The 14,021-nt window shown below is 38.1% G+C and carries 14 protein-coding genes and 1 other annotated feature; of the genes, 6 read left to right on the top strand and 8 right to left on the bottom strand.

Translation table 11 applies throughout. The features are described 5' to 3' along the window. Positions 1–10: 10 nt before the first annotated feature. The 6 genes from UFO1_RS03445 to UFO1_RS24265 form a co-directional block, all read right to left on the bottom strand. Complete coding sequence (locus tag UFO1_RS03445) at positions 11–868, bottom strand: Cof-type HAD-IIB family hydrolase (RefSeq protein ID WP_038667968.1); 858 nt, start codon at positions 866–868, stop codon at positions 11–13. Positions 869–1,341: 473 nt separating this feature from the next. Next, complete coding sequence (locus UFO1_RS03440; protein WP_144390860.1) at positions 1,342–2,673, bottom strand: hypothetical protein; 1,332 nt, start codon at positions 2,671–2,673, stop codon at positions 1,342–1,344. A gap of 658 nt (positions 2,674–3,331) precedes the next feature. Beyond that, the gene (locus tag UFO1_RS03435) at positions 3,332–3,883 is read right to left on the bottom strand and encodes a flavodoxin family protein (RefSeq protein ID WP_038667964.1); all 552 of its coding nucleotides are present in this window, start codon (positions 3,881–3,883) and stop codon (positions 3,332–3,334) included. Positions 3,884–3,997: 114 nt separating this feature from the next. Then, positions 3,998–4,831, bottom strand: a complete 834-nt coding sequence (locus UFO1_RS03430) for an epoxyqueuosine reductase (RefSeq protein WP_038667962.1) — start codon at positions 4,829–4,831, stop codon at positions 3,998–4,000. 84 nt (positions 4,832–4,915) lie between these two features. Further along, positions 4,916–5,497 (bottom strand): TetR/AcrR family transcriptional regulator, encoded by a 582-nt coding sequence (locus UFO1_RS03425; RefSeq protein ID WP_038667960.1) that lies wholly within the window; start codon positions 5,495–5,497, stop codon positions 4,916–4,918. 514 nt (positions 5,498–6,011) lie between these two features. After that, positions 6,012–6,314, bottom strand: a complete 303-nt coding sequence (locus tag UFO1_RS24265; RefSeq protein WP_071841981.1) for a hypothetical protein — start codon at positions 6,312–6,314, stop codon at positions 6,012–6,014. Positions 6,315–6,548: 234 nt separating this feature from the next. Between UFO1_RS24265 and UFO1_RS03420 the strand changes: the two genes are divergently transcribed. The 5 genes from UFO1_RS03420 to UFO1_RS03400 all read left to right on the top strand — a co-directional run bounded on the left by UFO1_RS03420 (position 6,549) and on the right by UFO1_RS03400 (position 11,925). Continuing rightward, positions 6,549–6,890 (top strand): cupin domain-containing protein, encoded by a 342-nt coding sequence (locus tag UFO1_RS03420; RefSeq protein ID WP_038667958.1) that lies wholly within the window; start codon positions 6,549–6,551, stop codon positions 6,888–6,890. A 369-nt stretch (positions 6,891–7,259) separates the two neighbouring features. Beyond that, entirely contained in the window at positions 7,260–7,796 is a 537-nt protein-coding gene (locus UFO1_RS03415) for a TRAP transporter small permease (RefSeq protein WP_051788803.1), read from the top strand. Continuing rightward, complete coding sequence (locus UFO1_RS03410) at positions 7,796–9,094, top strand: TRAP transporter large permease (RefSeq protein WP_038667956.1); 1,299 nt, start codon at positions 7,796–7,798, stop codon at positions 9,092–9,094. The genes UFO1_RS03415 and UFO1_RS03410 overlap by 1 nt, the downstream gene beginning before the upstream one ends. 46 nt (positions 9,095–9,140) lie before the next feature. Next, the gene (gene dctP / locus UFO1_RS03405) at positions 9,141–10,151 is read left to right on the top strand and encodes a TRAP transporter substrate-binding protein (protein ID WP_038667954.1); all 1,011 of its coding nucleotides are present in this window, start codon (positions 9,141–9,143) and stop codon (positions 10,149–10,151) included. A gap of 322 nt (positions 10,152–10,473) precedes the next feature. After that, positions 10,474–10,712 (top strand) — a binding site (T-box leader). 61 nt (positions 10,713–10,773) lie between these two features. After that, positions 10,774–11,925 (top strand): hypothetical protein, encoded by a 1,152-nt coding sequence (locus UFO1_RS03400; RefSeq protein WP_038667951.1) that lies wholly within the window; start codon positions 10,774–10,776, stop codon positions 11,923–11,925. 60 nt (positions 11,926–11,985) lie between these two features. Here UFO1_RS03400 and UFO1_RS03395 read toward each other — a convergent pair whose 3' ends face one another. Continuing rightward, positions 11,986–12,312: a helix-turn-helix domain-containing protein gene (locus UFO1_RS03395; protein WP_038667949.1), complete on the bottom strand. Its 327-nt coding sequence runs from the start codon at positions 12,310–12,312 to the stop codon at positions 11,986–11,988. A gap of 107 nt (positions 12,313–12,419) precedes the next feature. Here UFO1_RS03395 and UFO1_RS03390 point away from each other — a divergent pair, with 107 nt between their 5' ends. Next, positions 12,420–12,959 carry a flavin reductase family protein gene (locus UFO1_RS03390; protein WP_038667947.1) on the top strand — a complete coding sequence of 180 codons (540 nt, stop codon included), beginning with the start codon at positions 12,420–12,422 and terminating at the stop codon, positions 12,957–12,959. 114 nt (positions 12,960–13,073) lie between these two features. Here UFO1_RS03390 and UFO1_RS03385 read toward each other — a convergent pair whose 3' ends face one another. Further along, positions 13,074–13,367, bottom strand: a complete 294-nt coding sequence (locus UFO1_RS03385; protein WP_038667945.1) for a hypothetical protein — start codon at positions 13,365–13,367, stop codon at positions 13,074–13,076. Positions 13,368–14,021: the final 654 nt, after the last annotated feature.

Below are 14,021 nucleotides of genomic sequence, written 5' to 3'. Positions count from 1 at the left end.
AGTATTAGGATCATTTTAACATGCGATAAATCGCTTTTGCTACACCATGTTCCACATTACTTGCCGTCATATATTTCGCCACCTCTTTAATTTCTGGTATTGCATTTTCCATAGCAAATGAATTGGGAAACTCTACAAACATAGAATAATCATTAAACCCATCGCCTAAAATAGCTACTTCGTCTTTATTTATCCCCATTCTTGCTGCAGCTTTGGCTAATATCCGTCCTTTGGTTGCATACCTATCATTAATTTCAATATTCGTTGTAAAACTAGATGATACCACTATTCCTCTCAATTTATTTAATTTTTCTCGTGGTCCATTTAATTCATCAGCTGAATCGGCAAAAGATATAAATTTGCCTATTTCTACATTGCTTTTCAAAAATTCAACTATATTCGTTATGTATTTCATTTTAACAAAATGCGGATGATTTAACGCATTTTGGTAAATTTCATTTGGATCTGTAATGTGCGGTCGGAAAATCTTTGATCGTTTAACCATACTATCTAATATTTCTTTCTCTGTATTTGTTGTATAATATCCATCATTTGTATATATCTCAATTGCTAACTTGTACTCAGATAGTATACTTATAATTTCGGTTACCAAACTCTTCTCAATATAAATTCCTTCCACTATCGAACCTGCAATATCCCGATACTCTCCCCCATTCAAAACCACACATTCACATGTTAACCCGTATTGATCTAAGAATGGCTTAACGTCCTCATAGGGTCTACCAGTTGCAATAGCAAACTTTATTCCTTTTTTTTGCGCTGCGTGAATCGCTTCTATATTTTCCTTCGAAATTTTCTGATCAAATATGAGCGTTCCGTCCATGTCAGATGCAATTAACTTTATCATTTAAAAAATCTCCAATGTATATTTTTTTGCTTGTTTCTATTCGAAAGTTTTTCTATCTTCAGGTAGTCCATGCCATATCTTTTAGTAAATTCGCATAGCCGGCTCCGACGAATCAATCCAATAATTAAAATCTACTATCCTCACTCTATCTTTGTAATATTTCCTATAAGCACAAAGAACTCCTGCCACAATTTCTACAAAAATTGGGCAGGGCACTACATCTGCCTGAAATTGCCCCTTCCCCTCATACAATAAAAGAACATTCTTTCTTAAAGAGCGATTCTATAAAAATGATAACGTCCCTACCCTCGGCACTCTGAGGATAGGGACGTTATCATTTTTATTACTCTACTGTTAATGACTTCACTAAAAAACCACGTGCCCCTCTGCTTCATTACCGTAAAAACACGGCGGCAGGGAGGGACAAATATTTCAAAAACCATACTAAAGATAAAATATTGATAAGGGCGAAACTATTTTAGATTTCTTCCTAGTGGATTATAGATATCGCTTTCCAGAAAATATCCATCTTGGGAAACAACCTTGGTCTCTTTTTTTATGAACCATTTAGGCATCTTCTCTGCAAGCACTTTCTTGTAATCCTTTCTTTCTTCCAGTTTGCTGGAACGGAACTGTGGAGTTATTGTAACTTTTTTCTCTTCCCCTGCAGCAGTTCTAAATGTAAATGTTCTTGGGCCGCCAATACCATTATCTAGCCAATACTCTTGATCTAGACTACACATAAGCGTTGTAGAAACATTATCAATACTAGTTAGAATATCGCCAACCTTAACACCATCCAACTGAGGAAACATATTTACGTCCACCGATTTAATTTTAAAAGGACCTTTTTCGCTATTCTGCGGATCACAGATAAAGCCATAGTCTATTTTTCCATAAAGCTTCCCATACACCGAATGCAGTTTCATAGCCCATAACCGGGAATTGCTCCTCCAATACCCCATTGTACCAACAAAACTACTTGATTTTGTCTGCTCGTAGAATGTATAGCCATCAGAAGCATCTGCCATTAAGCTTAGAGTTACCCAGACGCCATTATTATAAGGACGACATGCTATTGTGACGAAATCATAGCCGCTACTGAGACCTTCCCTGCATAGCAGTTGAACAACTTGCGGATCTGATGTGTGATACACAAAGTATCCACTTGAGTAATCAAACTCTTCTTTCCCTTTGTAGGTGCTAAAATTTGTTTCATATATCAATGCATCAATTACTTCTTCCGGTGTTGCGTTTGGAATAAATATTTGCGGATGAAAAATCGTTTTCTCAATATTTTGATTCTGGTCTAATAGTTGACCTTCTCGAATGTAGGAGCTTTTATCTACTACTGCTATCTGCTTAAATCCAGCAAACTTTGATGGAATCGTTTTCCGGGTTGCAACCTTTGCATTGTCAAATTGAAGCGTCAAAACCATGGTATCCGCTTTTGCAAGCGTTTGAATGACCTCTTCAGGCAACTCATAATAAGCACTTAAATTCTTTTTCTCAATAACTGGCTTAGTCCCTTCCAGCAACTTCAAAGGTATATTTTGACCATTTAAAGTCATCACCATATTGGGAAGAGGATTTGTTTCAAAATTTCGATCAATAACATCTACATAAAGAAAATAGTAATATTTACTATCGGTGGAAAATACTTTATGAATTTGTGTTTTCCAATTAGGAGCTGCATCCTGTACAAAAAATGAAATCGTACTATCCGGCCCTTTATGTCCAAAAATTTTTCCATCTTCGACATAAAAAGGGGATGCCTGGGCCTGAGGATTTAATAATAAAATCATACACACTTGTAATATAATAACAATTCTCGAAATTTTCATCAATTTTTTCCTTCTTTCTTCTTAGAATCTTAAATTCCATTACCTTTAGTGAATACATACATAATTAAACGCGCTGATATCCATGCTATCTAGTTTGGTATAGCTATCTTTGGCAATGGTATCCGCCCCTGTTCCTTAGCTATTACAAAGTCTTCCTATGTATAATTCTAAGAAAGCAAATTATAGATAAGGATATTTATCCATTATACATCGGATTCACACTGCGTTCCTCTCCCGAAGGATATAGATGCCAAAATAAGTTTTAAATATTACCCCAGAATGTATATACTATCAATACTGCAGCAACAAAGCATATAAATTGTAATAGGCGATTTCCCTTTTTAAAGTTAACCATTCACCAGTCCCTTCCGAGTCAAGACAAAGAAACAAAAAGGCACCCTTTACAGAGTACCCTTCGTTCTATTTCAATAAATCACCGTCTTGATGGCTCCCAGGACAATGCCTGCATTATAAATCGGGAAAAGTAGGGTCAGGCTTGAGTTATTAATAATTTGATTTATGTGACTAATACGAGATCATGAGGAAAACAACTCAATTTTGACATAAGTCAAGCCTGACCCAATTGCTCCCCTTTAAGAGGCTGACTATTGCCTATTGGCTAAACACCTTTTCCTGCTTCATAAGCTTTTAATAAAATTTCTTTATTATTTGCTGCGGTGTTGGGGTCTGAGCCGCCCGTCACTAAAATAGTGTCAACTACATGTAAACCAAACATTTTAAGCACAGCTTCATTGCTTTGAAAAGATGTCTGAAAAGCCTGGGCGTTTGGATTCCCTTGAGAATATACCATAATCAGCTTTTTAGCGGCATACCTGGGCTTGAAATTTTCATCGAACAAGCCGCAGAGTCTATCCCATAACAGCTTCATTTGAGCTGTTACCTGCCAAACATATACAGGTGAGCCGAAAACCACAACATCAGCATCGATAATATGCTTAAACATGTTATCGAAATCGTCTTCTTGTATGACGCATTGTCCGGTCTTACGACAAACCAGACAGCCTTGGCAAGGTTTGATGTTCATATCATACAGATTAAAAGTAGTTATTTCGGCACCAGCATCTTTAGCTCCGTGAATAACTTCTTTAACGAGGGTAGCCGTATTACCATTTTTTCTTGGACTCCCCAAAAAAGCGACCACTTTTTTCATGTTTTAATTCCCTCCATTAAAATAGTATTAGGATCATTCTATCACAAGGAAAACTCAAAGAATTGGACACACGGGACGTTTCTTTTATAGTACTAAAGAAATGTCCCCTTTGACTTATATTGCTTCGTTTTTTCCCCTTGGATTTTTGAATTCACAGGGTACACGAGTTTGGCAAAGACCACAACCAGATGTCCTTTGACCACCATATTTTTCAGCCAACTGCACTGACTCTTCGCAAAATAAATAATTCCGGCACTTGATCTTATCATGACCACTCATCGTAATCGCCCCTACGGGACAACGAGAAATACAGGCATTACAATTTAAACAATTGGCTCGGTAATCCTGTTCTTTTCGTAAAGTTGGCAGCAGGTTTAGGTCGGTGATGACTGATCCTAATCGCATAGCCATACCAGCTTCTGAGATGAATGCATCATTCATACTGAAAGTCCCCAAGCCTGCCGCATAGGCTGCATGTCGCTCCGACCAATTGGAGGCAATGCCTACTGGTGTGTCTGAAAAACACTGAAATACGCCTGATAGTGTTGGCGCCACCGCCTGATAGCCAAGTCCAGTAAGATACTCAACCATATGACGACGAAGTTCGCAATTAAATTCTTCACCAAAATATCGAGTTAGAGCCCACTCCCGTCCAGGCCACTGCTCCTGCGAACGGTTACTTTGTCTTGCTAGTTCGCTGATAGGCAGGACCCAACAGATTACTGTTCCGGCTGCTCCCCTGTTACCATCCAAAGTAGCTGCGAAGATTTCGCGTGGCGTAAGATGAAACTCACCAATACTATTCTTGTACTCCTTGAACAAGGGATCATCCCAAGATGCATAACCCACTAGAGGTTCTGAAAAATATATCAACCCCGTTTCCTCATGCCGATTTCCCAGACTTGTCGCTACGAACCGACGAATTTCCTCCAAAATTTTTTCTTCCATGCCACCGTCTCCTTTCTGTACTGTTTAGTCCAGAATTATTTTATATATAGGCATCAATTCAAAAAATCGATGCCTATAATACCCTCAGTTTAAAACTGTTAGTGCCACCTTGGCCATATCTTCCAAAACACCGCGGTTACAACGCCGTCTGGCGTCTACATTCATGCCAGTAGCTAAAGCCACGAAGAACCTAGCCAAAGACCGAACATCCCGCCCAGCAGCTAGTTCACCACGGTCTTGCCACTGTGCAATGAAAGCAGTCAGCTCGTCTTCCATCTTTTCGGCGCTGCCCTGTATTATCTCACGAGTCTCTTGGTCAGCTGTAACCAATGCCGTAGCCGTATTGGTAAAAAAGCAACCCCCTGGATAACCTTCATGTACAGCTAGATCTATTATCTCTTGCAAAAAACAAGCTATACCTTGTCGTAGAGAAGGTGCCGATGCCAGTATCTCCCTACGCCGTTGCCTAACCATCGCAGCGTAATACTCTATGGTCTCACAAAACAGTTGCCTTTTGTCACCAAAAGTATCATACAAACTAGACCGACTTATTGCCATTGCTTCTATTAAGTCGGGAATACTCGTACCATCATAACCCTTTAGCCAAAAGACCTTCATGGCTTGAGCCAAGGCTTCTTTTCTTTCAAATTCTTTGGGTCTCGCCATTTTTTTCATCCTCCGAATATTAGTATAACAATTCTGGATCAATCAGTCCATATCTTTCTTAAATTTCCTCTTTTTAGAATTCCGCTCTTTTATCCAAAGCTAATTTCTATAGAACCTGTTCGGCAAGTAAAGAATGTTTAAGTCCCCAATAGTATTCCTCTTTCTCATATTCCCCATCATACGGACTTGTATTTTCCTTTAAATTGCTTCCAGTAAGCAGTTTATCAATGGACACCTCTAGTACTTTTGCCAAAAGCGGCAAAGTTTTTCCCTAATAAAACCGCCCCTCCCCTCAACATTCTGAGGATAGGGGCGGTTGCTAAGCCTTGCTTACTGGAACCTTTCCAAATTGGACACACGGGACGTTTCTTTTCTGTCAGTTTTATTTCTCTAATATATTTCAAAGTCTTCTTCTACAAAGATATTCTGATGATTTGTTCCCCTAAATATCACATGGTAGAACCACTCTCACTTAACTTTCTCGCTTCTCTTGGCATATCTCATCACCTCTTTTTTAGAAAAAAAACCTTGTTTTCAAAAACCTGCTAATAAAAAGCAATAGTTTTTTATTAGCAGGTTTCTGACGCAAGTATAGAAAGAAACGTTGTAAGATTGTTAATTGTTCCATGCAAGACTTGAGAACCGATGGCTCTAACCACAGCTTTGACCGAATGTAAGAGCCTGTTTCAGGTATTTTCGCCTTTACCCTGTGAAGCTGGAAGGTCTTAAAATACATTAACGATCCTGGTTTGAAGGGATAGATGACTTGATCAATGATAGCCGAACCTTCTCCCTCGTGAACGTAGATGAATTCCACGCCGGGGTGGTATGACGGCAGATAAATTGATGGGGATGTGCAGTTAGTTCAACAATCAAAATCATTTATCAATGATAAATCGATCACTCCCAAATCGCAATATAACAACATTTTGTCACAATATTCAATCAAGACAAAGGGTGATAATTATATTAAACTGGAAGTATAATTGATAGTAGGAACTGGGGGATGCTGGAATAGAGCTTAGATTCCTACAATAAAGGAGGATTTTTCTTGATTATAACCAACAAAGACGTGCAAATTAAAAAAACAGGTGACAAAACATCACAAAAGGTCCTCGTCGCCGGGGATCAAATTATGATGGTAGAATTTTATTTCGATAAAGGTGGAATTGGTGTTTTGCATAAGCATGACGACCATGAGCAAATTGGTTATGTTGCTAAAGGAAGTTTTGAAATTACTGTAGGTAACGAAACAAAAGTTGCCAAACAGGGTGATTGTTACTATGCTGCCAAGACAGTCTGGCATGGCGTTGTGGCCTTGGAAGACGATTCAATTCTGGTAGATGCTTTCACACCGTTACGGGAGGATTTCCTCACGACCAGTGATAAATGAATGAAACCTGACAGTGAGATTCCCTTGTCCCTTGTTTGACAATTTTTTAGAAGAGAAACTAATGTGACAAAAGGGACCGTCCCCGCTGTCATTCTTTTAAAAATAAAAAATTCGGAATAAAGAATTTAGCAGGAATTTTCAAACAAATAGCAAATTATCATAATATATAGACTAACTAAATTAAGTTAATTAAGTTCTGCAACTGGCTGCAGTTTGAAAGGACGTGATGGAATTAACGAAACTCTTGGTCTTGCAGCAGCTTTTAAAATCACCTGATTCGGAGATTCTTGCAGCTGTTGCTCTTTCTGCCGGTAAAACCATGTGAAGTAGTAAGAATTGGTATTAAATGATATATGAGGAGATGATATTTTGGCAGATTCAAAAGAACCCGCTCAAATTCAAAATAACGGAGTAAATTGGATAGCAAATTTACTTGTATCCATCGATAAGGCCTTTGAAGAATTATCAAAGATATTGCTGCTAACCATGATCGTGATTGTATGTTTTCAAGTGTTTGCGAGAAAATTGTTTAGCTATACACCGACTTGGTCTTTAGATATCACAATATTTTTACTGATATGGTTTTCATTTATGGGCATTGCGATGGGCTTTCGGGAAAGAATACACCTAGCTTTTACTTCTATCGACTTTAGCGAAAAAACGAATTTTTATATTGAAAAGGTCATTTCGATTACTGAAATTATTTTTGCATTAATATTGATTGTTTATGGATCAAAGCTTATGTTAAACGACTTTGGTCAAACGATTCCTACCATGGGTGATTTGCCTATAGCTTACAGAACTCTCGCAATACCGGTATCAGGTGTCTTTATTCTGTTCTATGGCGTATTTCAATTTTTTGGTGTTGATTTGAAAAGACATAAAGGAATAGGGGGTGGGCATTGATGGATTATACTACGCTTGAAATTATTGCACTTACAGTAACATTTATTGGGTTAATGCTGATACGAGTGCCAATTTCGTTATGCATTGTCTCCTCCACCCTAGTTGTGTTTTTAATGGAGGATTTTGGTCTTGAGTTAATTTCTCACAAAATGATCGATGGCCTTAATAACTATGCGTTACTTACCATTCCGTTCTTTATTTTGGCTGGTCAAATTATGGGTGAAGGTGGGCTAGCCAAACGATTAATAAAATTCGCATTGCTAGGTTTTGGCCGCTTTAAGGGTGGTCTTGCTATGGTAAACTGCCTTGCTTGCCTATTGTTTGGTAACATTTCCGGCTCAGCTGCTGCTGATATCGCTTCTGTGGGTACTGTTTTGATCCCGCAGATGGTCAAAAAAGGTTATAGTAAAGAATTTGCAACAAGCCTTACTATTTCTGGTGCGATACAAGGTGTTGTTGTTCCACCAAGTCATAATTTGATTTTGTATGCCCTTGCTTATGGCGCATCGGCTCCGTCTATCAATGCTCTTTTCTTAGCGGGTGTATTTCCTGGTCTCGTTATCTGTGCAATCTTAATGACTGCTGGTCGATTTCTAGCGATTAGAAATGGTTACACAACGATTGAAATAATACCGCAGGAAGAACGCGGAAAAACTATTTTTGACGGAATATTTTCTATTATGCCTTGCGTTATCATTCTCGGGGGTATTTTTACAGGTTGGTTTACAGCCACTGAAGCAGGAGCAATTGCTTGCTTGTACGCTTTCATTATTACCTTCTTCTTTTATCGCGATATTCCCATTACAGAGTTTTGGCCTATTATATTAAAAACATTAAGAATCTGCTCTCTTGTGTTTTTCTTAATGGCAGCTTCTGCAGCATTTAGCTATGTTTTAACAATCTTGCGTATACCCGATATGGTTACTGCACTTCTATTACAAATATCCAGTAACCCGCTCATCGTATTGTTTATCATCGCTTGTTTGTTGATTTTGCTGAGCGCACCGATGGATATGGCACCATTAATTATGATTATGACACCAATCTTAAAGCCAGTTGTACTTAGCATGCATATAGACCCTGTCCATTTCGGAATTGTTATGATGCTCAGCCTAGGAATTGGCTTGACGATTCCACCTCATGGAGCTGTATTGTTTATCGGGTGTGCCTTGACAGATACACCGATCGGGAGAGCTGTCAAACACATGGTCCCATTCTATGCGATCCTGTTTGTTTGTTTGATGGTCATTATCTACGTTCCTCAATTATCTACGTATTTACCACATTTCTTGCGTTAAATACATTTAAGTATTTAAAATAACAAATTAAAAAGGAGCTAAGAAAATGAAGAAAAGTTTGTCCGTTCTAACTGCAACGCTGCTATGTGCTGCTTTGTTGACTGGTTGTAGCTCAGGAGGTTCAAAAACCGCGGAAAAATCGAGTGAAGGAGCAAAAGTGACGATCAGGCTGGCAGAAGCTCACCCCGCGGACTATCCGACAACATTAGGTGACAAGAAATTTGCAGAACTTGTTAAACAAGCCTCAAACGGCAGAATTAATGTTGAAGTTTATCCTGGCGGAACATTAGGTGACGAAAACTCAGTTGTAAGTCAGGTTCAAACAGGTGGTACCGTTGATATGACAAGAGTTAGCAGTGCTACACTTACCTCCTTCAACCCCCAAATGGGATTGTTTGCTCTTCCATATTTATTTACAGACTCAAAACAAGAATGGGCATTTTTGGATAGCGAAAAAGGGCAGAAACTGCTAAAAGACCTTCAATCGTCTAATATGATGGGATTGGCTTACTATGAGTCTGGCGCTAGAAGCTTCTATTCCAGCAAGCCTCTTACCAAGCTTTCCGACTTGAAAGGTCAAAAAATACGCGTACAACAAAGTGCAATTACCCTTGAGATGGTTACTGCTCTAGGTGCAAATCCTATTGTAATGCCATATGGTGATGTATTTGGAGCATTACAGACTGGTACAATTGATGCTGCCGAAAATAATGCACCTTCCTTTGAATCTGCAAACCATTATACAGTTGCGAAAAATTATATTTTAGATGGACATCAACGTGTTCCTGAAGTACTTTTGATGAACTTAGCTATGTGGAAGAAATTTTCACCGGCTGATCAAAAGATTATTCAAGATGCCGCTACTGCTTCTGTTACTACAGAAAAGGAAGAATGGGCTAAATATGAGGAAAAATCCAACGCAAAAATTAAAGCTGCTGGCGTTACAATTACTCCTGTTGAGAACGTAGCTGAGTGGCAAGCAGCCGTTAAACCAGTAATTGATAAGAATGGTGCACAATTTAAAGATCTTATTGATTATATACACACTTTAAAGTAATAAAATAGAATATGGAACTATTCGAAGAGGCTATTCAGAACTCGTTTGAGTTTTGTAATAGCCTCTTTTCCTTTATAGTGAAAGTCTCTTATAAGGCTAATTATCTACGGATCGTAACTTAACCAACAAAACTCTACCTAGATTTCATTAACAATGGAATTCCTATTATTCTCACTATCTTTATGTGAAGAACGTTTGTATTATTACAAAATACTAATTTCATCTTTATTCAATATTTTATTGACAATTTGTTAACAAGTGTACTATTATAATAATTACTTCGTCCTGCAGGCGTGTAATGTTTACAAAATTTAAAATCGATTTAAAAATAATGATTGGGAAAAAGCAACTATGATTCTGTTTCAGAGATCCGGTGGTTGGTGAAAACCGGTACAGACATTTTTTGCGAAACTCGCCCATGAATTCTTTTGCTGAAGGTAGGAATTTAACTTCGTTAGGCAAAAGCGTACATCCGCGTTATAGGATATCAGCCATTGTATTTACGTTTGGCTGAACTACGAGCCTAATGTAGGGTGGTACCGCGATATTGTCGCCCCTATTGACATCATGTCAATAGGGGCTTTTCTATGTAATAAAAACACCAAAGAGAGGATGAGAAAATATGGGAAATTCAAAATCTGGTTCAATAGGAACAGCATTTGCCATGGCGGCTGTATGGTTTGCAACCCATAGTGGCGGAGGCTTTGCTACCGGGAACCAAGAAGTTAATTACTTTGTAAAATATGGCTGGTACTCACTTTTTCTCCCTCTGATTGCCATGCTATTGTTAGGATGGGGGCATCGGAATGCACTGGTCTTGGCAAAAGATTATAAAACCTATGATTATAAAAGTTTTTGTGATGCTCTTTTTCACCCTTATGAAAAATATTTTTCCCTTATATTTGAGTTGGGTTTTATCCTGTTGATTGTATGTGGTGTAAGTACTTCCATTGCAGGTTCAGGTGCCCTATTAAATAGTTCTCTGGGAATTCCTTATGGAATCGGCATCGTAGCCGTGGGACTTATTGTATTGTTATTAACCATATTTGGCAGCGAATTAATTATTAAAGTCTTAAATCTTAAGACGTACTTTATCATCGTTACCCTTCTACTTCTCTGCGTACTAGGTATTCAAATGGGTGCCTTTAATTTCGAGCGAATTCTGGCTACTCATGAAACCTTTGATACCAGCTTAGGAGATGCGGTTTGGCATATGTTAATTTACATTGGCTTTCAAGCTTTCACAGTGCTACCAATCATCTCTGTCTCGCATAATATTAAAACGACTCAGGACTGCAATCGGTTTATGCTGTTTGGCACGATTCTAAACGGTGGATTTCTAGCAATTATTTGTATCATGCTGCTAGGCTTTTCCCCAGAAGTTCTCAATCAGACATTACCAGTATATTTTGTCACTACCAAACTTGACTTGCCTTGGCTAAAAATTCTATACAGTGTCATTTTGTTTGTAGCATTACTAGGTACTGCAATTTCCTTAATATTTTCTACAGTCGCTCGTTTCGAGCCCGTGTTGAGTAAAAGAAATATTTTCAAACAATTGAGAACTCGTAGAATCGCCATTTCTCTTATTACTATCGTAATATGCACAGGTATCTCTGTCTTTGGCTTAACGAATATCGTTGTCAAGGGATACGGTTCCGTTGGTTATATCGGCCTATTCTTTGTCTTACTTCCAGAGATTATTATCGGTACGATCAAAATCAGAAAAAATGCTACGCTCAGAAAGGAACATAAACTTGATAAAGCAGTTTAAAAGCACAAAACCGCCTCTACCCCCAATCTACTGAGGATAGGGGCGGTACTCATTTCAAAATTATTTGTCTTCAAAATACAAATGTCCCCATTTGCACATTTCCTCTAATATAGGCATAAGAGTCCAGCCTTTCTCTGACAAAGAATATTCTACTTTAGGTGGAACTTGATGATATTCTTTGCGAATAATAATTCCTTCATGTTCAAGTTCTTTTAGTTGGCTACTTAACATTTTATGAGTAATACCTTTTATTAATTTTTTTAATTCTCCATATCTTATTATTTTTCGTTTAGACAACCAAAACATTATAATCATTTTCCACTTTCCACCAATGATTGACAATGTATATTCAAATGGTGCGGAAAATACCTCATCTTCTTGAACCATACACATACTCTCCTTTTGGATAGTATCTCACAAAAAAGTGCATACTTGTTATCAAGCGCATATTAGTTTACCATAGAAACATCGAAGTTTCAAGGAGGCTTAGCACTATGAAAAAAAAGATTGAAGTATTTGATTATGCGAATGAAATTATGAAAGCGGTCAAAACAGGTGTTTTGGTGACGACGAAGGTAGATGACAAAGTAAACTCTATGACTATTTCTTGGGGTACACTCGGAATTGAATGGGCAAAACCCATTTTTACCGTTTTCGTTAGAGAAAATCGTTTTACAAAACATCAACTTGATAAAAATCCTGAATTCACAATAAATATACCATATGGTGCTTTTGACAAAAAGATATTAGCGATTTGCGGGACAAAATCCGGTCGTACAATTGATAAAATCAAAGAACTTAACTTGACACTTGAAACACCTAATACTGTTTCTGTTCCTGCTATTAAGGAACTTCCTTTAACGCTTGAGTGTAGGGTTATATACAAGCAAAAACAAGATGAGTGTGAAATTACAGAAGAAAACAAGACTATCTTTTACCCACAGGACGTTGATAGTTCCTTTCACAGTAGAAACAAGGATTTTCATACCGCTTATTACGGAGAGATCGTTAGTGCATATATTATCGAATCGTGAGCGACCCAATACAAATGATAACGTCCCTACCCTCGGCACTCTGAGGATAGGGACGTTATCATTTTCAAATAAAGGCACCCTTTACAGAGTACCTTTCATTTAATTGCCAAAAAATCACCGCCTTGACGGCTCCCAGGACAATGCCTGCATAATAAATCGTATGGAGTCAGAAAACCCTTGCCGATAACTAACAGCCATACTCGCTGCTTCCCTTTCATTGTTTTTATCCGCAAGCCTACTTAAAATGAGGTGTAAATTCTGTGGGAGTGCTGCACGTAGTTCCTCTTCATATTCTTTAGCCGCTATATTGGAATAATAATAGTCGTTTGATATTTGCTGTAGTGGTATGTTAAGGCTAATATCCTCCATAGAATCCATTGCACATTCAAAAAGGCTTTCTTTTTTCACAATAATCCTCTCCTTAGTATTTAAAATGAACTCCTGCTATCTCCTTAATCAATTGTCCTTATCCGTGTACTCCATGTAATCTTCTTTTTATAAGCATTACCCATCTCTTACCTTCTACTGACACCACTATATATCCCCCCATCTTCATACTGCATGAAGTTTCTTCTATCCGTCTTTGCAGATAGAAGAAACCAGCAAACAGCTGTTTTGGGGGAAATTAAAAAGCGCATGCGAGGTCTATTCAACCTACACATGCGCTTTGCTTCATCTTGATTGCATGCAGACGCAAAGCCTCTGCCAATACACCACAATCCTATTATCCCCCGAACATACCATCCCTTGTCTTCAAGGAAAGTTCACGGTATAATAAATTGTCGTCGTAGACAGCTAGCTGTTACGTGTAGGTGCTCTGTTCACCTGCTCGTGCCTAGGAGTGCGCCAACACTCTTAGGACACGGCGACTTTTTAATTTCCACCTATTACTAATTATATTACTTTTTATGGGGATTGCAAGAGAAAGTAAAGTGGAAAAGCTGTTGTTATTTTATAAAAATGAATGTGCTAAAATGCTCCGCTGTAATGGGCGGTTTTTCTTTTAAATTTAGCTTTTTCTTACTCAAGTGTCAACGTACCTGTCTCAATTACTCGGTCAAC

Origin of the sequence: Pelosinus sp. UFO1, assembly GCF_000725345.1 — a bacterium.
Classification (GTDB): domain Bacteria; phylum Bacillota; class Negativicutes; order DSM-13327; family DSM-13327; genus Pelosinus.
The sequence above is the reverse complement of the archived record's forward strand: the minus strand, read 5'-3'. Positions and strand labels throughout refer to the sequence as shown.